This is a genomic window from Hafnia alvei (assembly GCF_964063325.1).
Lineage (GTDB): Bacteria > Pseudomonadota > Gammaproteobacteria > Enterobacterales > Enterobacteriaceae > Hafnia > Hafnia alvei_B.
The window spans coordinates 149891-176264 of the sequence record NZ_OZ061315.1; the positions used below are offsets into that span (position 1 = coordinate 149891).

General features: G+C 47.6%; 24 protein-coding genes. 19 read left to right on the forward strand and 5 right to left on the reverse strand.

What is annotated here, in order from left to right; all coding sequences use genetic code 11:
* Positions 1-121: 121 nt before the first annotated feature.
* Positions 122-1603 (forward strand): ketol-acid reductoisomerase, encoded by a 1482-nt coding sequence (ilvC, locus tag AB3Y96_RS00715; RefSeq protein WP_025802079.1) that lies wholly within the window; start codon positions 122-124, stop codon positions 1601-1603.
* Between the two features lie 77 nt (positions 1604-1680).
* Here the strand turns inward: ilvC and ppiC are convergent, their stop codons facing one another.
* Genes ppiC through AB3Y96_RS00730 form a run of 3 tightly spaced genes read right to left on the reverse strand, consistent with a single transcriptional unit; the run spans position 1681 to position 3373 of the window.
* The gene (gene ppiC, locus AB3Y96_RS00720) at positions 1681-1962 is read right to left on the reverse strand and encodes a peptidylprolyl isomerase PpiC (protein ID WP_025802081.1); all 282 of its coding nucleotides are present in this window, start codon (positions 1960-1962) and stop codon (positions 1681-1683) included.
* Positions 1963-2009: 47 nt separating this feature from the next.
* A complete protein-coding gene (locus AB3Y96_RS00725) occupies positions 2010-2390 on the reverse strand; it encodes a RidA family protein (protein ID WP_367298272.1) in 381 nt (126 codons plus the stop codon).
* Complete coding sequence (locus AB3Y96_RS00730) at positions 2387-3373, reverse strand: threo-3-hydroxy-L-aspartate ammonia-lyase (protein ID WP_367298273.1); 987 nt, start codon at positions 3371-3373, stop codon at positions 2387-2389. Before AB3Y96_RS00730 ends, AB3Y96_RS00725 begins: the two co-directional genes overlap by 4 nt.
* Before the next feature lie 80 nt (positions 3374-3453).
* Between AB3Y96_RS00730 and AB3Y96_RS00735 the strand changes: the two genes are divergently transcribed.
* The 5 genes from AB3Y96_RS00735 (at position 3454) to AB3Y96_RS00755 (ending at position 8893) form a co-directional block, all read left to right on the forward strand.
* Positions 3454-4131, forward strand: coding sequence for a transcriptional regulator (locus tag AB3Y96_RS00735; RefSeq protein WP_052439960.1), 678 nt, complete (start codon positions 3454-3456; stop codon positions 4129-4131).
* A 78-nt stretch (positions 4132-4209) separates the two neighbouring features.
* Entirely contained in the window at positions 4210-6234 is a 2025-nt protein-coding gene (gene rep / locus AB3Y96_RS00740; protein ID WP_072308368.1) for a DNA helicase Rep, read from the forward strand.
* 240 nt (positions 6235-6474) lie between these two features.
* Positions 6475-7713 carry an amidohydrolase family protein gene (locus AB3Y96_RS00745; RefSeq protein ID WP_367298274.1) on the forward strand — a complete coding sequence of 413 codons (1239 nt, stop codon included), beginning with the start codon at positions 6475-6477 and terminating at the stop codon, positions 7711-7713.
* A gap of 155 nt (positions 7714-7868) precedes the next feature.
* Positions 7869-8453 (forward strand): MarC family protein, encoded by a 585-nt coding sequence (locus AB3Y96_RS00750; RefSeq protein ID WP_367298275.1) that lies wholly within the window; start codon positions 7869-7871, stop codon positions 8451-8453.
* A gap of 8 nt (positions 8454-8461) precedes the next feature.
* Positions 8462-8893 carry a MarR family winged helix-turn-helix transcriptional regulator gene (locus AB3Y96_RS00755; protein ID WP_072308371.1) on the forward strand — a complete coding sequence of 144 codons (432 nt, stop codon included), beginning with the start codon at positions 8462-8464 and terminating at the stop codon, positions 8891-8893.
* 95 nt (positions 8894-8988) lie between these two features.
* On the opposite strand, the gene ppx is transcribed toward AB3Y96_RS00755, so the two are convergent.
* Both ppx and rhlB read right to left on the reverse strand, forming a co-directional pair.
* Positions 8989-10482 carry an exopolyphosphatase gene (ppx, locus tag AB3Y96_RS00760; protein WP_367298276.1) on the reverse strand — a complete coding sequence of 498 codons (1494 nt, stop codon included), beginning with the start codon at positions 10480-10482 and terminating at the stop codon, positions 8989-8991.
* A gap of 6 nt (positions 10483-10488) precedes the next feature.
* Positions 10489-11778: an ATP-dependent RNA helicase RhlB gene (rhlB, locus tag AB3Y96_RS00765; RefSeq protein ID WP_025802099.1), complete on the reverse strand. Its 1290-nt coding sequence runs from the start codon at positions 11776-11778 to the stop codon at positions 10489-10491.
* A 168-nt stretch (positions 11779-11946) separates the two neighbouring features.
* Between rhlB and trxA the strand changes: the two genes are divergently transcribed.
* From trxA to wecG, 13 genes are all read left to right on the forward strand, one after another.
* Positions 11947-12273, forward strand: a complete 327-nt coding sequence (gene trxA / locus AB3Y96_RS00770; RefSeq protein WP_004089255.1) for a thioredoxin TrxA — start codon at positions 11947-11949, stop codon at positions 12271-12273.
* Between the two features lie 446 nt (positions 12274-12719).
* Positions 12720-13979, forward strand: a complete 1260-nt coding sequence (gene rho, locus AB3Y96_RS00775) for a transcription termination factor Rho (protein ID WP_008815829.1) — start codon at positions 12720-12722, stop codon at positions 13977-13979.
* Positions 13980-14260: 281 nt separating this feature from the next.
* Positions 14261-15355 carry a UDP-N-acetylglucosamine--undecaprenyl-phosphate N-acetylglucosaminephosphotransferase gene (gene wecA, locus AB3Y96_RS00780; RefSeq protein WP_072308373.1) on the forward strand — a complete coding sequence of 365 codons (1095 nt, stop codon included), beginning with the start codon at positions 14261-14263 and terminating at the stop codon, positions 15353-15355.
* 27 nt (positions 15356-15382) lie between these two features.
* Positions 15383-16417, forward strand: a complete 1035-nt coding sequence (gene wzzE, locus AB3Y96_RS00785; protein ID WP_367298277.1) for an ECA polysaccharide chain length modulation protein — start codon at positions 15383-15385, stop codon at positions 16415-16417.
* An 85-nt stretch (positions 16418-16502) separates the two neighbouring features.
* Positions 16503-17633, forward strand: coding sequence for a non-hydrolyzing UDP-N-acetylglucosamine 2-epimerase (gene wecB, locus AB3Y96_RS00790; RefSeq protein WP_367298278.1), 1131 nt, complete (start codon positions 16503-16505; stop codon positions 17631-17633).
* A complete protein-coding gene (wecC, locus tag AB3Y96_RS00795; RefSeq protein WP_072308376.1) occupies positions 17630-18892 on the forward strand; it encodes a UDP-N-acetyl-D-mannosamine dehydrogenase in 1263 nt (420 codons plus the stop codon). The genes wecB and wecC overlap by 4 nt, the downstream gene beginning before the upstream one ends.
* Positions 18883-19953, forward strand: a complete 1071-nt coding sequence (gene rffG, locus AB3Y96_RS00800) for a dTDP-glucose 4,6-dehydratase (protein ID WP_367298279.1) — start codon at positions 18883-18885, stop codon at positions 19951-19953. Before wecC ends, rffG begins: the two co-directional genes overlap by 10 nt.
* 47 nt (positions 19954-20000) lie before the next feature.
* The gene (rffC, locus tag AB3Y96_RS00805) at positions 20001-20726 is read left to right on the forward strand and encodes a dTDP-4-amino-4,6-dideoxy-D-galactose acyltransferase (protein WP_367298280.1); all 726 of its coding nucleotides are present in this window, start codon (positions 20001-20003) and stop codon (positions 20724-20726) included.
* Positions 20727-20730: 4 nt separating this feature from the next.
* Positions 20731-21861, forward strand: a complete 1131-nt coding sequence (gene rffA / locus AB3Y96_RS00810; protein ID WP_367298281.1) for a dTDP-4-amino-4,6-dideoxygalactose transaminase — start codon at positions 20731-20733, stop codon at positions 21859-21861.
* Positions 21861-23111, forward strand: coding sequence for a lipid III flippase WzxE (gene wzxE / locus AB3Y96_RS00815; RefSeq protein ID WP_072308379.1), 1251 nt, complete (start codon positions 21861-21863; stop codon positions 23109-23111). The genes rffA and wzxE overlap by 1 nt, the downstream gene beginning before the upstream one ends.
* Positions 23108-24193, forward strand: coding sequence for a TDP-N-acetylfucosamine:lipid II N-acetylfucosaminyltransferase (locus tag AB3Y96_RS00820; RefSeq protein WP_367298282.1), 1086 nt, complete (start codon positions 23108-23110; stop codon positions 24191-24193). Before wzxE ends, AB3Y96_RS00820 begins: the two co-directional genes overlap by 4 nt.
* Positions 24190-25566, forward strand: a complete 1377-nt coding sequence (gene wzyE, locus AB3Y96_RS00825; protein ID WP_367298283.1) for an ECA oligosaccharide polymerase — start codon at positions 24190-24192, stop codon at positions 25564-25566. Before AB3Y96_RS00820 ends, wzyE begins: the two co-directional genes overlap by 4 nt.
* Entirely contained in the window at positions 25566-26312 is a 747-nt protein-coding gene (gene wecG / locus AB3Y96_RS00830) for a lipopolysaccharide N-acetylmannosaminouronosyltransferase (protein WP_072308382.1), read from the forward strand. Before wzyE ends, wecG begins: the two co-directional genes overlap by 1 nt.
* The last annotated feature ends 62 nt before the right edge of the window (positions 26313-26374 follow it).

Here is a 26374-nt window from a genome sequence, read left to right on the forward strand (position 1 = left end):
ATTCATTCTCCTCGATGAGAACCTCCCCAATAGACAGGTGGGGAAGTAAAAAATAATGAACTTGCAGACGTCGCCTTTGAGCGAAAACACAACGTCACACAACCAAACAATGGAGCAAACCATGGCTAATTATTTCAACACATTGAACCTGCGTCAGCAGTTGGCGCAACTGGGTAAGTGTCGCTTTATGGGACGCGAAGAATTTGCCGATGAAGCGGGATACCTGAAAGGTAAAAAAGTGGTGATCGTTGGCTGTGGTGCGCAGGGTTTAAACCAAGGTTTGAACATGCGTGACTCTGGTCTGGATGTGGCCTACGCATTGCGTGCTGAGGCGATTGCAGAGAAGCGCGCATCATGGCGCAAGGCGACTGAAAATGGCTTCAAAGTGGGTACCTACGAAGAGTTGATCCCACAGGCCGATCTGGTGGTTAACCTGACGCCAGACAAACAGCATTCTGCGGTAGTGAAAGCGGTTCAGCCTTTGATGAAAGACGGAGCGGCGTTGGGCTATTCGCATGGTTTTAACATTGTCGAAGTTGGCGAGCAAATTCGTAAGGACATCACCGTTGTGATGGTGGCACCGAAGTGTCCGGGAACAGAAGTACGTGAAGAATACAAGCGCGGCTTTGGTGTACCGACTCTGATTGCTGTTCACCCAGAGAACGACCCTAAAGGCGAAGGTATGGCGATTGCCAAAGCGTGGGCTGCGGCAACCGGTGGTCATCGTGCTGGTGTTCTGGAGTCTTCTTTCGTTGCAGAAGTAAAATCCGACCTGATGGGCGAACAAACCATTCTGTGTGGCATGTTACAAGCGGGTTCACTGTTGTGCTTCGATAAGCTGGTGTCTGAAGGGACCGAACCTGCTTATGCTGAGAAACTGGTTCAGTTCGGTTGGGAAACCATTACTGAAGCGCTGAAACAGGGCGGCATCACGCTGATGATGGATCGTTTATCCAACCCTGCGAAGCTGCGCGCATACGCGCTGTCAGAACAACTGAAAGAAATTATGGCTCCGCTGTTCCAAAAACATATGGATGACATCATTTCTGGCGCGTTCTCGGGTGGCATGATGGCTGACTGGGCTGAAGACGATATCAAACTGCTGACCTGGCGCGAAGAAACGGGTAAAACCGCGTTTGAAACAGCACCGCAGTTTGAAGGCAAAATTGCCGAGCAGGACTACTTCGACCAAGGCGTTCTGATGATTGCGATGGTAAAAGCAGGCGTTGAGCTGGCGTTTGAAACCATGGTGGCTTCAGGCATCATTGAAGAGTCAGCTTATTACGAATCGCTGCACGAGCTGCCGCTGATCGCGAATACCATCGCGCGTAAACGTCTGTATGAAATGAACGTGGTTATCTCTGATACTGCGGAATACGGTAACTATCTGTTTGCTAATGCGGCAGTGCCTTTGCTGAAAGAGAAATTCATGGCGTCTTTGCAAACTGGCGACTTAGGCAAAGCAGCAGGTACCACAACGGCGGTGGATAATGCCCAACTGCGTGATGTGAACGAAGCGATTCGCAATCATCCAATTGAAGCCGTCGGCCATAAACTGCGTGGCTACATGAAAGATATGAAGCGCATTGCCGTTGCAGGTTAATTTCGCTATATAGCAAAAAATAGCAAAAAAATAGCAAAAAAGGCGCCTAGGCGCCTTTTTTATTGCTTACATTCGTACTAGTTACGATAAAGCACTTTGATGATGTGGTAGCCAAACTGGGTATGCAGTGGACCATAAGGTTCCAGCAGCGGGCAGGAAAACACCACTTTATCGAACGCAGGAACCATCTGACCCTGACGGAATTCACCCAAATGACCGCCTTTTTTGCCTGACGGGCAGATTGAATGCTTCTTGGCTAGCTTCTCGAAATCGCCGCCGTTTTTTAGCTGCTCAAGAAGATCCAGAGCCTGTTTTTCTTCCTTTACAAGGATGTGCAATGCTGCCGCGTTTTTAGCCATCGGGGATACTCCAGATGAAGGCATTAGAGAAATTTTCCCTAGTGTACTCAGCCTAGGGCTATTTCCGCAATGGCGCTCATTTCCAGCAGTGCTCCGTAATGCAGCGCAGAACATGGCACGACGGTACGAGCGGGGCGGTGATCGCCTATCCACTGCGCATAAAGTCGATTAAATTCTGGCCATAATGCGACATCGCTGAGATAGACCTGCACATTCACCAGATGCTGTTTATTAATTCCTGCCGTCTCTAACAGAATGTCGATATTGTTAAAAACGATCTGTGCCTGTTCAGTTAATTCACCCTGCGGCTTTGGGCTTGCGAGTGAGATTGGTAACTGCCCAGAGATATACAGATTGTTGCCTGAAATGATTGCGGGTGAATAATGTCCACCGGGTGTGGGTAGCCGATCTGAATGGATGATTTTCATAATATGTCGCTCCCGCGCTTGAGGAAATCAGCATAGGATCCAGCATCCACGTTGCCTCCGCTGACGATAATCCCCACGCGTGCTCCGCGAATATCGATGGCACCGTTCATTGCAGCGGCAGCGGCTAAACACCCCGTCGGTTCAACGACGATTTTCATTCTTTCCATGAAGAAACGCATTTGATCGCAGAGCTGCTGATCGCTAACGGTAAGAATATCTTCCACAAAATTACGAATGATCGGGAAGGTGAGCTCGCCGACACATTGGGTTTGTGCGCCATCGGCGATGGTATTGGGAACTGCAATACTCACGCGTTCCCCCGTACGCAGTGATTGCTGTACGTCATTGCCGGCTTCGGGCTCAACGCCAAAGATACGGCAGTTTGGCGCCATGTGATTTGCCGCGATGGCACATCCAGAAAGCAGCCCACCACCGCCGGTACAGACAAATAAGAAATCGAGATCGCCAACCTCTTCGAATAATTCCAACGCAGAGGTACCTTGGCCAGCAATAACATGAGGATGGTTGTAGGGCGGAATAATACTTAAACCACGTTTTGCAGCCAGATCGGCGGCGATCGCTTCACGATCTTCAGTTTGGCGATTGTAAATAATGACTTCGGCGCCGTACCCGCGTGTGGCGGCGAGTTTAGCCGCAGGCGCATCGTGTGGCATCACAATAGTGACGGGAACGTTGAGCTCGCGAGCCGCTAACGCCATCGCCTGAGCATGGTTGCCTGAGGAGAATGCGACAACGCCGTTTTTCTTCTGCTCCGGCGTCAAATGACTTATCGCGTTATAAGCACCGCGAAATTTAAATGCGCCAATACGCTGGTAGTTTTCACACTTGAAAAACAGGTTTGCGCCGGTTAAAGCGTTGGCTTGAGTAGAGGTCAGAACCGGCGTGCGGTGCGCTGCTGCTTTAATGATATTTGCAGCTTCACGCACATCATCTGCGCTAACTGCCATGGGTAACAGGGGCATGATTTTCTCCTCGGGGTGCAATTTGCCTTGTCATTTTGTATAATTTTATACGATCAGTAAAATAAAAAGGAAAGCGCTATATGAAAAATAATGAAGAGATCCCGATAGAAACCTTAAGCGAAAACCAGCTATTGCTGCGTGAAGGGGCCAAAATCGCTAAGGCATTAGGTGAAATGTTTGCCCCAACCTGCGAAGTCGTTCTGCACGATCTCTGTAACCCCCTGCATTCCATCGTGGCGATAGAACAGCCTCTTTCAGGGCGTAAAATCGGCGACCCATCAACGGAAATGGGGCTGGCACGTATACGTGATCCTCAGTATCCAGACGTGGTGCAAAACTACGGTAACCGATTTCCCGATGGGCGGCCGGCAAAAAGTACGTCGATTGGTTTGCGTAACAGCCAAGGCGAATACGTGGCGGCGTTATGCCTGAATATGGATGTTTCGCTGCTTGATTCCGTTCAGCGAGTGCTGTCGCAGCTGACGTCGGTGGACAGCGAACAGGCGCCGACGCAGGAAAGTTTACGCAGTAGTTTTGGTTCAAAAGATGTGAAGCGTGCCATTGAAGATTATGCGGCGGCGATGTCGAGCCAACCGCGGGCGCTTTCAGCTTCCCAGCGTAAGGTCTTGATTCGTCACTTAGCGACATCTGGTCTTTTACAACTGCGAGGAGCCGCGAAAATCGTGGCTGATGAGCTGGGGATTTCTCGTGCTTCGGTGTATAACGCATTGAAGGTGGAACCAACGCGCGGAGTGTAATTTCGCCGCTGGGTTTCTGCTACAATTCGCCCGTACTCGTTGTTATTTTGTCGCCATCATATTCAGGTTAATCCATCCATGCGTTTAAATCCCGGTCAGCAGCAGGCTGTCGAATTTGTTACAGGTCCTTGTTTAGTTCTGGCTGGTGCCGGTTCGGGTAAGACCCGTGTTATTACCAACAAAATTGCGCATCTGATCCGAGAATGTGGTTATCAAGCACGCCACATCGCCGCCGTGACGTTTACCAATAAAGCCGCTCGCGAGATGAAAGAGCGCGTGGCGCAAACGCTCGGGCGTAAAGAAGCGCGTGGTCTGATGATTTCGACTTTCCATACGTTGGGATTGGAAATTATCAAACGTGAATACAAAGCATTGGGAATGAAAGCCAATTTCTCATTGTTCGACGATCAGGATCAGCTGGCTTTGCTGACGGATTTGACTGAGCAATGGATTGAGAAAGACAAAGATCTTCTCAAGCAGCTGATTTCGACGATCTCAAATTGGAAAAACGATCTGATCGATCCCAAACAGGCTGCGGCTCATGCATTTTCTGAGCGCGATAAGCTGTTTGTGCACTGTTATCAGCTGTATGACGCGCAGCTAAAAGCCTGCAACGTGCTGGATTTTGATGACCTAATCCTATTGCCAACGCTGTTGCTGCGCAGCAACGAAGAGGTACGCGAACGTTGGCAGCAACGTATTCGTTATCTGCTGGTGGATGAGTATCAAGATACCAACACCAGCCAGTATGAGCTGGTCAAACTGCTGGTGGGAAATCGTGCGCGCTTTACGGTGGTTGGTGATGACGATCAGTCGATTTACTCGTGGCGCGGCGCTCGACCGCAAAACTTGGTGCTGCTTAAAGAAGATTTTCCAGCTTTGCAGGTGATAAAGCTGGAGCAGAACTATCGTTCATCTCAGCGTATCTTGAAATCTGCCAACATTTTGATCGCCAATAATCCGCATGTTTTTGAAAAGCGGCTTTTTTCTGAGCTCGGCTACGGCGAAGAGCTGAAAATTATTACGGCAAATAATGAAGATCACGAGGCTGAACGCGTGGTGGGTGAGCTAATCGCTCATCACTTTATTAATAAAACCTCCTACAGCGACTATGCGATTTTGTATCGTGGTAACCATCAGTCACGCGTGTTTGAAAAGATGCTGATGCAAAACCGTATTCCATATCGTATCTCTGGCGGAACGTCGTTCTTCTCGCGTCCAGAAATTAAAGATCTGCTGGCTTATCTTCGCGTGCTGACGAATCCAGACGATGACAGCGCATTCTTACGCATCGTGAATACCCCACGGCGTGAGATTGGTCCTGCGACGCTGCAAAAGCTCGGTGAATGGGCTAACCATCGTGGCATCAGTTTGTTCCGCGCCAGCTTTGATTTTGGGCTGAGCCAAACGCTGACTGGGCGCGGCTTAGAATCGCTACAGCGTTTTACCCACTGGATGCAGGAAATCTCCACGCTATCCGAGCGTGAGCCTATCGCCGCGGTGCGCGATCTTATTCACGGCGTTGACTATGAAAGTTGGCTGTTTGAGACATCACCCAGCCCGAAAGCCGCTGAAATGAGGATGAAAAACGTTAACCAGCTATTTAGCTGGATGACGGAAATGCTGGATGGCAGCGATATTGATGAGCCCATGACGCTGACCCAGGTCGTCACTCGTTTTACCCTGCGCGATATGATGGAGCGTGGCGAAAGCGAAGATGACGCAGATCAGGTGCAGCTTATGACGCTACATGCCTCTAAAGGGCTTGAGTTTCCATACGTTTATTTGGTGGGGATGGAAGAGGGATTATTGCCACACCAGAGCAGCATCGATGAGGACAATGTCGATGAAGAGCGCCGCTTAGCCTACGTAGGCATTACTCGTGCGCAAAAAGAACTGGTGTTTACGCTGTGCCGCGAACGTCGCCAATACGGCGAATTAGTGCGTCCAGAGCCGAGCCGTTTCTTGCTCGAGCTACCGCAAGACGATCTGAATTGGGAAACTGAGCGCAAAGTCGTTAGCCCACAGGAAAGAATGCAAAAAGGGCAGGCCAGCATAGCGAATATTCGCGCGATGATGGAGAAGGCTAAAAACGGCGGCTGAGCTTCCCTTTGAATCATTAGTGGACCGCGCGAGCTACCGTGCGGTCTATCATCTTCATGCATAAAGCCTTCTGCGTATCACCTCTCTCCTCTTAATGAGGAGGTGTTGTTTGCAATCAAAAATCAAAAAATAAAATACAAAGCATTGCTTTCTATTTATGGTGGGAGTAGGATTTTTTACGTGGTAAGAAACACAAACGTGAACTTAATCATATTATGAATAAAATCCTACGAGATAAATATGAAAATTCTATTGAAGAATGCCAATATTTTTGACGGAAAAAATAATGAGATAAAATCAGGAGATATCATTATTGATGGAAATTTTATACAGAGCATAACCAAAAATATAGAAGCAATAGATAAAAATACTCAGGTAATTGACTTGCAAGGTAAGTACGTCATGCCTGGACTTATTGATGCTCACGTTCATATTACTGCTAGCCGAATTGATTTAAACCAGGATTATGAATATCCAGGCTATATGTATGCACGTAGCTTCCATTTCCTCAAGAATATGATCAATCGTGGTTTTACTTCAGTACGCGACGCCGGTGGTGCTGATGTAGGTATTAAAACAGCGGTAGAAGAGGGCGTGGTGTTATCTCCTCGTTTATTTATCAGTGGTAGAGCACTGTCACAAACAGGAGGACACGGCGACTATCGACACAATTCAAGCGAAATGGTGACCTGTGCATGCAGTCTTTGTACTGGCTCTTCTATTTCGGTGATATGCGATGGTGTTTCTGCTGTACGCCAAGCCGCCCGAGAACAGTTTAGGATTGGCGCATCGCAAATTAAAATGATGGCCGGTGGAGGAATTTCATCGCCAACGGATAAGATCGATAACCTGCAATATTCTGATGAAGAAATTATCGCAATTGTTGATGAAGCGACACGTTTCCACAGCTATGTTATGGCTCACGCTTACACACCGCAGGCGATTATTCGTTGCGTTAACCTTGGTGTGAAAACAATTGAGCATGGTAATTTATTAGATGCTGAATCTGCGCAAGCTATGTTTAATAACAAAGCTTATCTTGTGCCAACGCTATCTATTTACAATGCCTTTATGATGAATAAAGACGATAGTGATTCTGGGATACCTGCGTCTGTTATTGAAAAATTAGAAGAAGTGCAGAGCCAAGCAATTAAATCTATCAATTTAGCAAGAAAATATAATGTCAAAGTTGGGCTTGGTACTGATTTATTAGGAGATTATCAAGATTTTCAATATGATGAGTTTAAGCTGCGTAGCCAAGTAGAAAGTGCGTTTGATACGTTGCATTCTGCAACCTATGTTAATGCGGAGATCCTGAATATGAAAGGAAAACTAGGCATTGTCGACGTTCATGCTTTTGCAGATCTTATCGTTCTAGATAATAACCCACTTGAGGATATTTCTGTGTTCTCAGATAAGAAAGATCAGGTTCTTATGGTTATAAAAAATGGTGATATTGTTAAGAACCTACTTAATTGAACTTAATGTTTATATAAAAATTAAGTATTCCTCAATTTTACTGTAAGCCACGCTAATCATAAATGATGCTCAGTATGTTATATGCTGACTTTGGATATGTTTTATTTTTAATAGACATATAACATACTGTCATATTTTAATAAAGGATAAGGATAATGCTTTTGCCTTATTTTCATAGTTTATCTTCGTTATTAGTTATTATTAATCCATTAACGATGTTTGCTCTTTTTATTTCTTACACTAGCCATATGACGAATAGTGATGTTTTAGCTATTGGTAAAAAAACAGCATTGGCTGTCGCGATTACTTTGTTGGTTTTTGTTTGGTTTGGCGTTCATATTTTTAGTGTTTTTGGTATTAATATGGCTGCACTACAATTAGCGGGTGGTTTATCTCTGCTTATAGGCTCTTTAAATGGATTAAATAGTCGCGTTGATTCATGTAACACGTTAAAGAATATAGCGATTGTCCCACTCTGTTTTCCTATTATTGCTGGGCCCGCTGCGATTTCTATCGTTATCAGTATGACAACTGAAACCGGGAATAGAACCGCAGTAAGTTTTGCATCGTTAACTATTGCATTAATCTTAGGTCTTATGTTTCATTTTGCCGATCCTATCTGTCAATGGCTTGGGGAAACAACTATGAATATAATCAAGAAAGTTTCATACTTGGTTCTTGCCTGTATCGGCGCCAAACTTATGATGACAGGTTTTGTTTTCTACTTTCTTAGAGCATAGGAGATAATGTGAGGAAAGACTATGGCATATTGACTGACCTATTGCGTGAGAACCATACGCAATGGCAACAGCTACTTGAGCCGATTTTAAATGAGCTCGGGGTGACTTTTGTGGATCGCATTATTCTTGATCAGCTAGCAAAGAGTGGCAGCATTTCAAAAAATGAGCTGGCAAAATTGTTGGATACAATGCACCAAAATTTGACTCGCTCCATTGGGCGACTCGAGCAACAAGGATTGCTAGTGAGTCAAAAGTCAGAGTCTGATATGCGGCAGGTTCAGCTTGATATCACTCCAAAGGGTGAAAACATAAACAGCATAATTAATACAAAAATTAATGAGTGCTGGAATACAATTTTCAGCGATGTTTCCAACGAAAATATTGAGCAGTTAACCTCAATGTTGACTCTCATTAAAAATAAGCTTGCCGAGATTGGGTAGGTTTGTGCGTTAGCGGTTTTGGAGCTCACCTAAAATAAAGGCTCTCAAAGCTTGATCGCTTAAAGAGCCTCAGTATCGCCATTGTACATTCAATGTTACTCAATCTCTTCCACGAGTAGAGTCCAATGCACATAGCTTTGCCACAGGCTTTCCTGATGCAGGTTTTCGGCTCTCAGAGGATGGGCATGTAGCCAACCCGCAGGGAGGACGAGGTGTAATGTATCGCCTTCGGCCTTGATGTTCAAAAGTGGCATCGTGTCGTCGCGGCGACGGCTGGCAAAGATGATCGCCAAGCGTAGAATGCGACATAGCCGGTGTGCAATGTCCTGTGGGACAGCATTTTGCTGGTTGAGTGCCTGCATATCTAGCGTGCCGGTTTGATTTTGCAGCAGAGCAGCCAGAAGTTTCTTTTGTGCAGGCGTGAAACCCGGCAAGTCGATATTGCGGATGAGATAGGCGGCATGCTGCGTTGACTGTTTAAAATCAACGCTTAAACCAACTTCATGCAGCAGACATGCCCAGTGCAATAATTCTGCGCTACGGCTATCGATTGGCCAGACTTTGGACAATTGCAGAACAAAATTTTCAGCTAACAGGCTAACACGTTCTGCTTGTTCAATATCAAGCAGGTAGCGTCGTTGGATATTACGGATAGTACGAGCTCGGATATCTTGCTCTACCGGTAGATCCAACATGCCATACACTAATCCTTCGCGGAGTGCGCCGCCGGATAACGTCATACTTTCGATATCCAGCGTTTCAAAAATCGCGATCAAAATAGATAATCCACTCGGGAAAACCAGCGCACGTTCTAGCGTAAGGCCATCAATTTCAAGCTCTTCGAGTTTCCCACATTGGATCGCGCGTTGACGCATTTGCAGCAGTTTTTTCAGGGTGATACGTTCATCCATTCCCTGGGCAACCATGATTTCTTGCAGCGCTTGAACGGTGCCTGATGCCCCAACACAAATCTGCCAGCCGTGCTGCTTTAGGCTATCGGCTATCGGTAAAATCATTTCGTGTGCGGCAGATCCCGCACGGTCGAAATTTTCCTGCGATAGGTTGCGATCGCTAAAATAGCGCTCAAGCCATGTCACACAGCCCATAGGCAAACTGTGAAGAACATCTGCCGTTGCGCCTTTGCCGGCTGCTAACTCGGTACTGCCGCCGCCGATATCGACAACTAAACGTTGTGCAGAACCACCAGTGGTATGTGCCACACCTTGATAAATCAGGCGAGCTTCTTCTTCCCCGCTGATCACCTGCACTGGGCGGCCAAGGATTTCTTCTGCTTGGGTGATGAACTGCTGCGCATTTTTTGCAATACGCAGCGTCGCAGTTGCTACCACCCTGATTTGTTCACGCGGAATGTCCTGCAAACGCTCAGAGAACAAACGTAGGCATTGCCAACCACGCTGCATCGCTTCGTCAGAGAGCATATTCTCGCTGTCTAAACCTGCAGCTAAACGTACCTTGCGCTTAATTCGGGCGAGTACCTGAATACTCCCCGCCACCTCACGCACAACCAGCATATGAAAGCTGTTAGAACCAAGATCAATAGCGGCATACAATGAGGCGGAGCTGCGCATAAATAATTAACTCGTACGTTTACGGCTTTGACGCATCGAACCGTTGTTACGGCGCGGGCCTGAACTACGGCGTTGGCCGTTGTTACTCCGAGGGCGAGTTAATCGCTTCGGTGCAGGTAAATCTGTCAGCAACGCATCGCTGTTATACTTACTTACCGGAATTGAATGTTCAATATAGGTTTCAATTGCCGGTAAATTTAATACGTATTCTTCACACGCCAGCGTGATGGAATAACCGCTTTCCCCAGCACGACCCGTACGACCAATACGGTGAACGTAGTCTTCACAGTCATCAGGTAAGTCGTAGTTAAAGACGTGTGTGACCAGTGGAATATGTAGTCCACGTGCAGCAACGTCGGTCGCAACCAGAATGTCTAGATTGCCTTTGGTGAAATCATCAAGAATACGCAGGCGTTTTTTCTGCGCTACATCACCGGTTAGCAAACCAACGCGATGTCCGTCTGCGGCTAAGTGGCCCCAGATGTCTTCACAGCGGTGTTTGGTATTGGCGAAAATAATGCAGCGATCTGGCCACTCTTCTTCTATCAGCGTTTGTAGCAAACGCATTTTTTCTTCATTAGAAGGATAGAACAGCTCTTCTTTAATACGGTGACCCGTTTTTTGTTCTGGCTCGACTTCAATATATTCGGCGTTGTTCATGTGCTCGAAAGCCAGTTCACGCACGCGGTATGACAGCGTGGCTGAGAACATCATATTGAGGCGCTGATTGGTCGCAGGCATGCGACGGAATAGCCAGCGGATATCTTTGATAAAGCCCAGATCAAACATACGATCGGCTTCATCAAGAACGACTACCTGAATACAGGCTAGGTCGATATGGCCCTGTTTCGCATAGTCGATAAGACGACCGGTAGTACCGATCAGGATATCAACACCGCTTTCGAGCACTTTAAGCTGTTTATCATAGCCGTCACCGCCGTAAGCCAAGCCTAATTTTAGACCGGTTTCATGCGCTAAAGCTTCAGCATCGGAGTGGATCTGAACGGCTAACTCACGTGTCGGAGCCATAATCAGCGCTCTTGGCTGATTGGTTTTACGGTTCTCTGCGGCAGGGTGAGTAAGTAAATAATGGAAAGTTGACGCTAAAAAAGCCAGCGTCTTACCGGTGCCTGTTTGCGCCTGACCTGCAACATCACGCCCATTCACTGTCAGGGGTAATGCGAGTGCCTGAATAGGCGTGCAGTTATGAAAACCTTTAGATTCAAGGGCTTTGACCACCGTAGGGTGCAGGGCGAAGTCGGCGAACTTCTGTTCAGTTAAGTGTGTTTTGCTCATAGTGTCGTAGAATAACAGTTAACGCTATGTTCACGAAAGACGTTCACGAAAGTATTGCTTTACGAACGCGTATCCGTTGAAATAAAGTCAACCCTTTATTGGAAGGTGATCGGTCTAGTAGGTTAAGATTATACCAATAAAGGCAGACTTAATCCTGTGGAGTAGAACATGAGCGATAAAATTGTTCACCTGAGTGACAATAGCTTTGATACCGATGTATTGAAAGCTGAAGGCCCGATTCTGGTTGATTTCTGGGCAGAATGGTGCGGTCCATGCAAGATGATTGCTCCGATTTTGGATGAAATCGCGACTGAATACGAAGGCAAGTTGACCATTGCTAAACTGAACATCGATGAAAACCCGGCTACGGCGCCGAAGTTTGGTATCCGCGGTATTCCAACCCTGTTGCTGTTTAAAAACGGTGCAGTGGCTGCAACCAAGGTCGGCGCTTTGTCTAAGACTCAATTGAAAGAGTTCTTGGACGCGAATCTGTAATCATCATAATGCGTTCTTTATGATGTTGTTTAGCGGTTAGTCGTTTTCTTGCGACTGACCGCTAGACGTCCGCGAATAAGCGTGTTAAGTTTAATCGCACTGCAATACAGTACATACCTGTAGTTTGAATCATAAAGTTAGAATCTAAGTTTTATTCTGTTTTGAGACCTCTGTGTTTTAACCCCATAGTGTGGCTTTTCCAAAGTATTGCGGCCATCACTGCAGGGGAGCAGCAAGCTAAAACATAGGTTTTAAACCGTACGGCACCTTCATATCATCAATGAGTACACGCGAATTGGATCTGCAATCTTTTCTCATGTGTGCGATTTATCCGCGCTGTAATCCACATCGGGTGTTATGAAAGTCCACAAACAGGCATGGATGACCCCTGTCATACCATTCACAATACGTTCGAGATATACCCCGAGTTTAAAGAACCCACCATTATGAATCTTACCGAATTAAAGAACACGCCGGTTTCAGAGCTAATCACTCTTGGCGAAAACATGGGCTTAGAGAATCTGGCCCGTATGCGTAAACAGGACATCATTTTTGCAATCCTGAAACAACATGCAAAAAGCGGCGAAGACATCTTCGGTGACGGGGTGCTAGAAATATTGCAGGACGGATTTGGTTTCCTCCGTTCTGGTGATAGTTCCTACCTTGCTGGCCCTGATGATATCTACGTTTCTCCAAGTCAAATCCGTCGCTTTAACCTTCGCACTGGCGATACTATTTCCGGTAAAATTCGTCCACCGAAAGAAGGTGAGCGCTATTTTGCCCTGTTGAAAGTTAACGAAGTTAACTACGACAAACCTGAAAACGCCCGCAGCAAAATCCTGTTCGAAAACCTTACACCTCTACATGCAAACTCTCGCCTTCGTATGGAACGCGGCAACGGTTCTACCGAGGATTTGACTGCGCGCGTATTGGATCTGGCATCTCCTATTGGCCGCGGCCAGCGTGGCCTCATCGTGGCACCGCCGAAAGCGGGTAAAACCATGCTGCTGCAAAACATCGCACAAAGCATCGCCTACAACCATCCAGATTGTACGTTGATGGTTCTGCTGATTGATGAGCGTCCAGAAGAAGTAACCGAAATGCAGCGTTTGGTTAAAGGTGAAGTTATTGCTTCTACCTTTGACGAACCAGCATCTCGCCACGTTCAGGTTGCTGAAATGGTTATCGAGAAGGCGAAACGCCTAGTTGAGCATAAGAAGGACGTGATCATCCTGCTTGACTCCATTACTCGTCTGGCTCGTGCTTATAACACCGTGGTTCCAGCATCAGGCAAAGTACTGACTGGTGGTGTGGATGCGAACGCTCTGCACCGTCCAAAACGTTTCTTCGGTGCTGCACGTAACGTAGAAGAGGGCGGTAGCCTGACCATTATCGCCACCGCGCTGGTAGATACCGGTTCTAAAATGGATGAAGTTATCTATGAAGAATTTAAAGGTACCGGCAACATGGAACTGCACCTTTCTCGCAAAATTGCAGAAAAACGCGTATTCCCAGCGATCGACTACAATCGCTCTGGTACGCGTAAAGAAGAGCTTCTGACCACATCAGAAGAGCTGCAGAAAATGTGGATCCTACGCAAGATTATTCACCCAATGGGCGAAATTGATGCGATGGAGTTCCTCATCAATAAACTTGCGATGACGAAAACGAACGACGATTTCTTCGATATGATGAAGCGCTCTTAATTTTCAGAAAACTCGGGGAAACGCCATGTTAGAGATAACATGGCGTTTTTCTCATTTAGCGGATACGCTTGTTCACTAAAATAGGTGTTAGTACACTAAGCGCCGCGATGATGGCGTCTATTCTTCTTAATGCTTGATTGCATCACGTTAGGTCTGCAATTCAAGTGTTATCGCATGGGAATTGCATGTGTGACGGTGTACTATCCATCGATACCAAATTTTATGGCATTGTTTAGCAAACTAATTCTTTTGTTAGCAATAAACACAGAGAGCAGTTAACCGTGAATTTACTCGATATGAGTATGAGCCTTTTCCTTATTTTCCTATTTTCATTTGCGTTCTTGTTTTTTGCTCGAAAAGTCGCAAAAAAAGTAGGATTAGTTGATAAGCCTAACTATCGCAAACGCCATCAGGGGTTAATTCCTTTGGTCGGTGGTATTTCTGTTTATGCGGGCATCTGTTTTACTTTCCTCTTTTTTCAGCCTTACATACCCCACGCTAAACTCTATCTAATTTGCGCCGGTATTTTGGTGTTTGTAGGGGCTTTGGATGATCGCTTCGATATCAGCGTGAAATTCCGAGCCACGGTTCAAGCGCTGATTGCTGTGGCAATGATGGTGTATGGCGGGTTGTATCTCATGACGCTCGGCCATGTGCTAGGCCCTTGGGAATTAAACCTTGGGCCGTTTGGTTATGTTGTTACGCTGTTTGCTGTATGGGCTGCGATCAATGCATTTAATATGGTTGATGGGATTGACGGTTTGCTGGGGGGCTTATCCTGCGTGACCTTTGGCGCGATGGGGATTTTGCTTTTTCAGGATCATCAAGGCGATCTGGCTCTGTGGTGTTTTGCCATTATTGCGGCGATTTTGCCTTATATCGTGTTAAACCTCGGTATTTTAGGGCGTCGGTATAAAGTTTTCATGGGTGATGCAGGTAGCACCTTAATAGGCTTTACGGTGATTTGGATCCTGCTGCAAAGCACACAAGGTAAATCGCATCCGATGAACCCAGTGACTGCGCTGTGGATGATTGCGATCCCGCTGATGGATATGATTGCCATCATGTATCGTCGACTTCGCAAAGGCATGAGTCCCTTCTCTCCAGATCGACAGCATATCCACCACTTAATTATGCGTGCCGGTTTTACTTCTCGTCAGGCTTTCGTACTTATTACCGCTGCTGCTGCACTTTTAGCTGCCATTGGTGTTTGGGGAGAAAGACTACCGTTTATGCCTGAATGGGGAATGTTGGCATTATTCTTGCTTGCATTTTTCATGTACGGGTATTGTATTAAACGCGCGTGGCGTGTTGCTCGTTATATAAAGCGTATGAAGCGACGACTCCGTAACGCAGCACAGCGCAAAAAAGCTTAACCTGATGTAGTGATGGGTATTGAAACAATGTTGAATCAGAACGAAATGCTCGTTGAAAACGAGTTAGATATTCGCGGATTATGCCGCACCCTTTGGCAGGGCAAGACGTGGATTATTGGTATGGCCGCGGCCTTTGCTATCGTAGCAATACTGGTTTCGTTCCTGATGAAGCAAGAGTGGAGCGCAACCGCGATTACCGATCGACCGACGGTAAACATGCTGGGTGGCTATTACTCTCAGCAGCAGTTTTTGCGTAATCTCGATCAGCGAATTGGTGCTAGTGCCGCGCAAGAGCCGACTATTGCAGATGAAGCCTACAATGAATTCATCATGCAACTTGCAGCATACGATACACGTCGTGATTTCTGGCTCCAGACTAAGTATTACCAAGAGCGTAAAGAGGGTGATGCCAAAGCTGATGCCGCGCTACTGGATGAACTGGTCAATAACATCATTTTCCAACCACGTGATGATGCGAAGAAAACCAATGACAGCGTTAAGTTAATTGCTGAAACCGCAGCCGATGCCAATCAACTGCTGCGTCAGTACGTTGCTTTTGCCAGCCAGCAAGCGGCTGGCCACTTGAATGAAGAGATTCAAGGCGCGTGGGCCGCTCGTACTATTTCACTCAAAGCTCAGGTTAAACGTCAGGAAGAAGTCGCTTCTGCAATTTACCAACGCGAAGTGAAAGGGCTGGAACAAGGCTTGAAAATTGCTCAACAGCAAGGGATCAGCAGTTCACGCACCGATACTCCTGCAGAGCAGCTTCCAGCGGCAGATTTGTTCATGCTGGGGCGTCCAATGTTGCAGGCTCGATTAGAAGCATTACAGGCCTCAGGGCCAAGCTATGATCTCGACTATGATCAAAATCGTGCCATGCTAAACACCTTAAACGTCGGTCCAACGCTGGATGGAAAATTCCAAACCTATCGCTATCTGCGTACTCCAGAAGAGCCTGTTAAACGCGATAGCCCTCGCCGTGGGTTTATGTTGGTGATGTGGGGAGCGATTGGCGCTTTAATTGGTGCAGGTGTTGCCTTGGTAAGGCGAACCCGTCCGTAAGTTATCTGAATTCATCCTATTGGGCACCGAAAGGTGCCCAAACTACGGCTAATGGTCGTAATTTACTGATAAAAAGAGATCTACAGTGAAAGTATTGACTGTATTTGGAACCCGTCCTGAAGCCATTAAAATGGCACCACTGGTTCATGCTTTGGCAAAGGATAATGCCTTTGAAGCGAAAGTGTGCGTAACTGCTCAGCATCGTGAGATGCTGGATCAAGTATTACATCTATTTAGTATCGTGCCTGATTATGACCTCAATATTATGAAGCCAGGTCAGGGGTTAAGTGAAATAACCTGTCGTATTCTTGAAGGTTTGAAGCCGGTATTAGAAGAATTTAAGCCTGACATCGTATTAGTGCATGGTGATACGACGACGACGATGGCTGCAAGCCTAGCCGCCTTTTACCAGCGTATCCCCGTTGGTCACGTTGAGGCGGGCTTGCGCACCGGAAATCTCTATTCACCGTGGCCGGAAGAGGCTAACCGTACTCTGACAGGTCATATGGCCATGTTCCACTTTGCGCCAACGGAAACCTCCAAACAGAACCTGATTAGAGAAGCTATCTCCGATAAAAATATCTTTGTAACGGGTAATACCGTTATTGATGCTTTGATTTGGGTACGCGACCGTGTGTTCAGTGATGATGCGCTTAGAGAAAGCCTCGACCAGCGTTATCCTTTCTTGGATAAAAACAAGAAGATGATTCTTGTTACCGGGCATCGTCGAGAAAGCTTTGGTGGCGGTTTTGAACGTATTTGCAGTGCATTAGCCGAGATCGCTCGCACGCATCCTGATGTGCAAGTTGTTTATCCAGTGCACTTAAACCCGAACGTAAGCGAGCCCGTTAATCGTATTCTACGTGGGATTGATAACGTGATTCTTATCGATCCCCAAGACTATTTGCCTTTTGTCTACCTCATGAATCACGCCTATATGATCCTGACAGACTCTGGTGGTATTCAGGAAGAGGCACCATCACTGGGTAAACCCGTGTTGGTGATGCGAGATACGACCGAACGTCCAGAAGCTGTGGACGCAGGTACTGTGCGCCTCGTCGGGACAGATACCCAAGATATATTAGAACAAGTAAGCCGGCTTCTCACGGATGATGAGGAATATCATGCGATGAGCCGTGCACATAACCCGTATGGCGATGGACACGCCTGTCAGCGCATCCTTGAAGCCCTAAAAAATCATCAGGTGACGTTATGAGTTTTGAAACTATCTCTGTTATTGGCTTGGGATACATTGGTTTACCAACAGCCGCCGCATTTTCCTCACGTCAGAAGAAAGTGATTGGCGTAGATGTGAACCAGCACGCCGTCGATACTATTAATCGCGGTGCTATCCACATTGTGGAGCCGGACTTGGACAAGGTCGTTAAACAGGCCGTTGAGGGTGGCTTCCTACGTGCGGTAACCAAACCCGAAGCTGCCGATGCTTTCCTGATCGCGGTACCTACGCCATTTAAAGGCGATCATGAACCCGATATGGTTTATGTGGAGTCTGCGGCAAAATCTATTGCACCGGTGTTGAAAAAAGGCGACTTGGTTATCCTTGAGTCTACTTCACCCGTCGGTGCCACTGAGCAAATGGTTGCTTGGCTGGCTGAGTCTCGCCCAGATTTAACCTTCCCACATCAAGCTGGGGAAGCGGCAGATGTAAATATCGCCTACTGTCCTGAGCGTGTATTGCCGGGAAAAGTGATGGTTGAGCTTATCCAAAATGACCGTGTGATTGGTGGAATGACGCCAAAATGTTCCGCGCGGGCCAGCGAGCTTTATAAGATATTCCTCGAAGGTGAATGCGTAGTAACGAACTCACGCACCGCTGAAATGTGCAAGTTAACGGAAAATAGCTTCCGTGATGTGAATATTGCCTTCGCTAATGAGCTGTCGTTGATTTGTGATACTCAGGGTATCAATGTTTGGGATTTAATTGCCCTTGCCAACCGTCATCCTCGCGTCAATATTTTGCAGCCAGGCCCAGGCGTTGGTGGACACTGCATCGCGGTTGACCCTTGGTTTATCGTTTCTCAGAATCCACAACAGGCACGTTTAATTCATACCGCACGTTTGGTTAATGACGGTAAACCTCTGTGGGTGGTTGACCGCGTTAAGGCTACCGTTGCTGATTGCTTAGCTCAAACTGGCAAACGTGCCGCTGAAGTCAAAATTGCCTGCTTTGGATTGGCCTTTAAGCCTGACATTGACGATTTACGCGAAAGCCCTGCGATGGAAATTGCACATATGATTTCCGAATGGCACGTGGGTAAAACGCTGGTTGTTGAGCCAAATATTGAGCAGTTGCCGAAGAAACTGATTGGTCATGCCGAGCTGGCTGCTATTGATGATGCTCTGCGTGACGCGGATGTCATCGTGATGTTGGTCGATCACAAACAGTTTAAAGCCATTCCTGCTGAGCAAGTTGCTCAGGACTACATCGTTGACACCAAAGGGGTATGGAAGTGAAGCGCATTCTTGTAACCGGCGGCGCTGGATTCATTGGTTCCGCCGTTGTACGACATATTATTGCAGACACAAATAACAGTGTCGTGGTGGTTGATAAGCTGACCTATGCCGGCAATTTGGAATCGCTCACGCCTGTAGCTGATAACGAGCGCTATGCGTTTGAACAGGTTGATATTTGTAACCGCAGCGAATTGGATCGCGTTTTTGCGCAGTATCAGCCCGACTATGTCATGCATCTGGCCGCTGAAAGCCACGTCGATCGTTCTATTGACGGCCCTGCCGATTTTATCGAAACCAACATCGTCGGTACTTATACGATGTTAGAAGCCGCTCGTCAGTACTGGAATGGGCTTGATGCATCGCGTAAAGAAGCATTTCGTTTCCACCATATTTCAACCGACGAAGTATATGGCGATCTGCATGGCACCGATGATTTCTTCACTGAAACCACGCCATATGCACCAAGTAGCCCATATTCGGCTTCCAAGGCATCCAGCGATCACTTGGTACGCGCTTGGTTACGGACCTATGGTTTCCCGACTATCGTGACCAACTGCTCGAACAACTATGGTCCGTATCATTTCCCTGAGAAGCTAATTCCATTGATTATCCTCAACGCATTAGCGGGCAAGCCATTACCCGTTTATGGCAATGGAGCCCAGATCCGTGATTGGCTTTATGTTGAAGATCATGCACGTGCGTTGTATCGGGTGGTTACCGAAGGTGCTATTGGCGAAACATATAACATCGGTGGTCATAACGAACGCAAAAATATCGACGTTGTGAAAACCGTTTGTACTCTTCTGGAGGAGCTTGTTCCTAATAAACCAGAAGGCGTTGAGCACTATGCTGATTTAATTACCTATGTGACCGATCGCCCTGGGCACGATATGCGCTATGCCATTGATGCAGCCAAAATTGAGCGTGAGCTTGGTTGGCGACCTCAAGAAACCTTCGAAAGCGGCATCCGCAAAACGGTTCAATGGTATCTGGCCAATGAGTCGTGGTGGAAGCGCGTGCAGGATGGATCTTACGCCGGTGAGCGCTTGGGTCTGCAATAATTTTTTCTTAAGAAAATTGAAAGGCAAATACTTAATGGGTCGATTGCATGTGCATCCACGCTAGTATTGAACCCTTGGCGTGGGAGAGTGAATATTTTCATCTCCGTACCGCCAAGTTAGCTTTTTCTACGGCGGCTCCATTATTAACAACGGCTGATTTTCAGCCGTTTGATATTGTGCAGGCCAAAATTCCCGCCAACCAAGTTGCGTTGGCGGATGACTTAGCGAACCTAGGTTTTCGTTTGGTTGAGGGAGAGATTGATCTTTCTCTTTCGATAAAAGAAGACCAACTTGGCACGGAACCTGCTAATTCACAGACGATGGCTGTTTCTAGCCGCATTGCCTCGGCTGAGGAGATACCTTGGCTACGAACTCAGGCCGCTCAGGCTTTCGCGCTCAGCCGCTTCCGCGCGCCTTGGTATCAAACAGGCGACAGCGCGCGTTTTTACGCCGAGTGGGTGGAAAAAGCCGTGCTGGGCACCTTTGACCACCAATGTCTGTTAGTTCTGAATGCACAGATGAAACCCGCAGGTTTTGTCACCTTGCGAGCTCTTGATAATGGTGAGGCCAGAATTGGTCTACTGGCGGTTGCGCCAGAGTCTACCGGTCTGGGCGTCGGCAAGCAGTTAATGCTATTGGCACAAAATTGGTGTCGGGATAAAAGCCTATCGCGCCTGCATGTCGCAACGCAAATTGGCAATATTCCGGCTTTACGGCTTTATATCCGCAGCGGTGCCGTGATTGAAAGCACGGCCTACTGGCTATACAGGTGAACACATGATTCCATTTAATGCTCCTCCAGTGGTAGGGACCGAACTTGAGTATATGCAGGCTGCGATGAGCAGCGGCAAGCTGTGCGGTGACGGTGGTTTTACCCGTCGTTGCCAGCAGTGGATGGAACAACGCTTTGGCAGCGCTAAAGTGTTGCTGACGCCTTCGTGCACTGCCTCTTTGGAAATGGCTGCGCTACTGCTGGATATTCAGCCTGGCGACGAAGTCATCATGCCGAGTTTTACCTTTGTTTCCACGGCTAATGCGTTTGTGCTGCGTGGCGCGAAGGTCGTATTTGTCGATCTGCGTCCAGATACGATGAATATCGATGAAAGCAAAATTGAAGCTGCTATCACGGATAAAACTCGCGCGATTGTGCCGGTTCACTACGCGGGCGTGGCCTGTGAAATGGACACCATTATGGCGTTGGCAAAAAAATATAACCTGTTTGTGGTGGAAGATGCCGCTCAGGGCGTGATGTCGACTTACAAGGGCAAAGCGTTGGGCTCCATTGGCCATATTGGTTGCTTTAGCTTCCATGAGACCAAAAATTACACCGCCGGTGGTGAAGGCGGCGCAACGCTGATTAACGATCCGGCGCTGATTGAGCGTGCGGAGATTATTCGTGAAAAAGGCACCAATCGTAGCCAGTTCTTCCGTGGCCTCGTCGATAAATATACCTGGCGTGATATTGGCTCTAGCTATTTGATGTCTGACCTTCAGGCCGCTTATTTATGGGCTCAGTTGGAAGCCGCTGAGAAGATCAATCAGCGCCGTTTGCAGCTTTGGCAGAATTATTATGATGCGTTTTTACCGTTAGCTAAAAAGGGCAAAGTTGAGCTGCCATCCGTACCTGATGATTGCCAGCAAAATGCGCACATGTTCTACCTTAAACTGAATGATATTGAGCAGCGCTCGGCGTTTATCAGCTATCTGAAAGAAGCCGAAATCATGTCGGTATTCCACTATATTCCGCTGCATGAATGCCCAGCAGGTGAGCGTTTTGGTCATTTTGCTGGTGAGAATAACTTCACCACCAAAGAGAGCGAGCGTTTAGCCCGTCTGCCGCTGTTCTATAATATGTCTGACGTTAACCAACGTACGGTAATCAATACGATCCTGAGTTTCTTCGGCTGATGTCATTAGCAAAAGCATCTCTTTGGACGGCAGGCTCTACGCTGATAAAAATCGGGGTAGGGCTTTTGGTCGTAAAACTTCTAGCGGTCTCTTTTGGTCCGAGTGGCGTGGGGCAGGCCGGAAACTTTCGCCAGATGGTTACCGTTTTGGGTGTGTTATCTGGTGCGGGTATTTTTAACGGTATTACCAAATACGTCGCTGAATACCATCAGCAGCCGGATCGTTTAAAAGCGGTCGTTGGCACCTCATCTAGCATGATTTTAGGGTTCTCGACCCTGCTGGCGATAGTATTCCTGATAGCCGCTGAACCTATAAGCGTAGGGTTATTCGGGCACGCAGACTATCAACCAATAGTTCGCGCCGTGGCGTTTATCCAGATGGGGATTGCCTACGCCAACTTTTTTATGGCGGTACTAAAAGGCTTCCGTGACGCACGTGGCAACGCGCTATCGATTATCGGCGGTAGTTTGCTGGGCGTGGTGGCGTACTATCTCTGCTATGCGTTTGGTGGCTATCCTGGCGCATTAGCTGGGTTGGCGCTAGTTCCGGCCATAGTGGTGATCCCTGCGGCATTCATGCTGTTTAAACGCCAACATATACCGCTAAGTTATTTTCGTCTCGGTTGGGATAAAGCCATTGCGAGTCACCTAGGCAAATTCACCATCATGGCGCTCATCACGTCGGTGACGCTGCCGGTGGCCTATGTGATGATGCGAAATCTGCTGGCTCAGCACTATAGCTGGGATGAAGTGGGGATTTGGCAGGGCGTTAGCAGTATTTCAGATGCCTACCTGCAGTTTATCACGGCATCCTTTAGTGTTTATCTATTGCCTACGCTATCGCGTTTGGTGAGTAAGCATGAAATCAGCCGTGAAATTACGCGCTCGCTCATGTTTGTATTACCGGCTGTGGCCGTGGCGAGTTTTACCGTATGGTTGCTGCGCGATTTCGCCATTTGGTTGCTCTTCTCCAATAAATTTACGGCAATGCGCGATCTCTTTGCTTGGCAATTGGTCGGCGATGTATTGAAAGTCGGATCTTATGTTTTTGGCTATCTGGTGATTGCCAAAGCATCGCTGCGTTTTTATGTCATGACCGAAGTTAGCCAGTTCATCTTGCTAACCGGGTTCTCTCATTGGCTGATCCCGCAGCATGGCGCTCTTGGGGCAGCTCAGGCATATATGGCGACTTACATCGTCTATTTCCTGCTCTGCACATCTGTATTCTTGATTTATCGTAGACGGGCATGACGACACTGATTCACGTTCTGGGATCGGATATCCCACACCATAACCTCACCGTGCTGCGCTTCTTTAACGATGTGCTGAGTGAGCGCGTACCTGTAGAACAGTCGCAGCGCTTTATGGTTGCCGCGCGCGATGCTTCGGCTTTTAGCGCGTTTGATAAACTCGACGTTGCCGTTTGGCCCGATAAAAAAAGCTTAGCTGAAGCGGTCATTAAGCGAGCTCAAGCCGATCGTTCTGTACGCTTCTTCATGCACGGACAATTTAATCCCACGCTGTGGATTGCGATACTGACGGGGAAAATCAAATCCTCGCAGGTAGCTTGGCATGTTTGGGGCGCAGACCTGTACGAGGATGCAACCAGCTGGAAATTCCGTCTTTTCTATCTGCTACGCCGAGTGGCTCAGGGGAGAATTGGACACGTATTTGCTACGCGTGGTGATCTAATCCATTACCAGCAGCGTCACCCTCGCGTACCCGCTTCTTTGCTCTATTTCCCTACGCGCATGGATCCGGCGCTGACGCTGGAAAATCCACAAAAAGCACCGGATGGCCCGCTGACTATTTTAGTTGGGAATTCGGGCGATCGAACTAATCGTCATATTGAAGCGTTGAAATCCATCAAAGAGCAGTTCGGTGGCCACAATCGCATCATTATCCCGCTGGGCTATCCGGCGAATAATGAGGCTTATATTGCTCAAGTGAGAGACGCGGCTGAGCGTTTATTTCCTGTGGAGAATGTACAGCTCCTGACCGAACAGGTGGCTTTCGATGATTATCTCGATATTTTACGCCGCTGTGATTTGGGCTATTTCATTTTCAATCGCCAGCAGGGGATTGGGACTTTGTGCCTGTTGATTCAGTTTGGCGTGCCGTTTGTTTTGAGCCGCCAGAATCCATTCTGGCAGGATCTGGCTGAGCAGCATTTACCGGTACTGTTTTACGCTGATTCGCTAGACCCAAGCGTGGTGCGTGAAGCGCAGCGGCAGATGAACGGGGTCGATAAGGGCCAAATTGCGTTCTTTAATCCAAACTATATAGATGGTTGGCAGCAAGCATTAGCGATTGCTGCAGGGGAGCAAGTATGACTCTGGCGCAATTAGGCGGGCTTTCGCTGGTCTACTTTTTCTCGGTCGTTTTCGTTTTATTTTTGACCTATAAAGAGTTTCGTCGCGTACGTTTTAACTTCAATGTGTTCTTTTCATTGCTGTTTTTGCTGACGTTTTACTTTGGGTTTCCGCTGACTTGTATGCTGGTATTCCGGTTTGATGTGACGATTGTTCCCGTTGAATATCTGCTTTATGCCCAGCTTTCAGCAACGGCATTTTATGCCATTTATTATGTCACTTATAAAACCCGCCTAAGACCGGTCCAGAAGGCTAACGTTGAACGTTCGATGTTCAGTGTTAACCGTGTCGAAGCGCATTTGACATGGATCCTGCTGGCATTGATTGCGATTGGCACCGTTGGCGTGTTCTTTATGAACAACGGCTTCTTGCTGTTTAAGCTGCATTCATATAGCCAGATCTTTTCAAGTGATGTGTCGGGAGTAGCGCTTAAACGCTTCTTCTACTTCTTCATTCCCGCCATGCTGGTGGTTTATTTTCTCAAGAAGGATCAGCGTGCGTGGCTGTTCTTTTTAGTGAGCACGGTAGCATTTGGTATTTTGACCTATGTGATCGTCGGGGGAACCCGCGCCAATATTATCATCGCCTTTGCGCTGTTCTTATTTATCGGCATTGTTCGCGGCTGGATCACGCTGTGGATGCTAGTGGCTGCGGGGGTTTTAGGTATTGTCGGTATGTTCTGGCTTGCGCTTAAACGCTACGGGATGAACGTTAGCGGCGATGAGGCGTTTTATACGTTCTTATATCTCACGCGAGATACATTCTCGCCGTGGGAAAACTTAGGCTTATTGCTGCAGAATTACGACAAGATTGAATTCCAAGGACTGGCTCCGATCATCCGTGACTTCTATGTATTCATCCCAAGTTGGATGTGGCCGGGGCGCCCCGATCAAGTCTTCAATACAGCTAACTATTTTACTTGGGAAGTGCTGAACAATCATTCTGGTTTAGCTATTTCGCCAACGCTGATTGGTTCTTTGGTCGTGATGGGCGGCGTCGCATTTATCCCGTTGGGCGCAGTTGCAGTGGGGATGATTATTAAGTGGTTCGATTGGCTCTACGAAAAGGGCAAGCGAGAACCAAACCGCTACAAAGCAGCAGTGATGCAGGCATTTTGTTTTGGTGCGGTATTTAACATTATCGTGCTGGCGCGTGAGGGTGTGGACTCCTTTGTTTCACGTGTGGTGTTCTTCTGCCTGATCTTTGGACTGTGTTTACTGCTCGCAAAACTACTTTATTGGCTATTTGATAGTGCTGGGTTGATTCGACAACACGTACGCCGGAATCGAACATCACGGGCTGCGGCTCCGGTTGAAAAGGTATTACAAGGATAATGAACATGCAGACGACAAACCCCATTCCTAAATATGACATCAGGGGTATTGAGCTTTGGGGCTTCCGTGATATGCCACACTTTCTTGAGCACCTATTTGACGATGGGGAACTCAAAACAGGCACCTTGGTTGCCATCAATGCTGAAAAGGTCATGACCGCTGAGGTAGATAAGCCTTTGCGTGAGCTGATTGGGGCCGCGGAGTATAAATATTGCGATGGCATCAGCATGGTTCGTGCGATACGCCGCAAATATCCAAACGCGAATTTAAGTCGCGTCGCGGGCGCCGACTTGTGGGAAGCCATGATGCAGCGTGCCGGAGAGCGAGGAACGCCGGTATTCTTGATTGGTGGTAAACCAGAAGTCTTGGCCGAAACTGAAGCTAAACTGCGCCAGCAATGGAACGTAAATATCGTGGGTAGCCAAGATGGCTACTTTAAGCCTGAAGAACGTGCCGCGCTGTTTGAGCGTATCCGGATGAGCGGCGCAAAGATTGTGACCGTCGCCATGGGCTCGCCTAAACAAGAAATCCTGATGCGCGACTGCCGTAGCGTTTATCCTGATGCACTTTATATGGGGGTTGGCGGAACCTATGACGTATTTACTGGGCATGTTAAGCGCGCGCCTAAAGTCTGGCGAGAGCTTGGCTTGGAGTGGCTTTATCGCCTGCTGTCGCAGCCTACACGTTGGCGTCGTCAGCTGAAACTGCTTAAGTTTTTAGGGTATTACTACGGCGGTCGTCTATAGCCCATAGGTTAAAGGGGCTTTTAGCCCCTTATTGTTGTCACTTTTATCTATCATCGGTATGT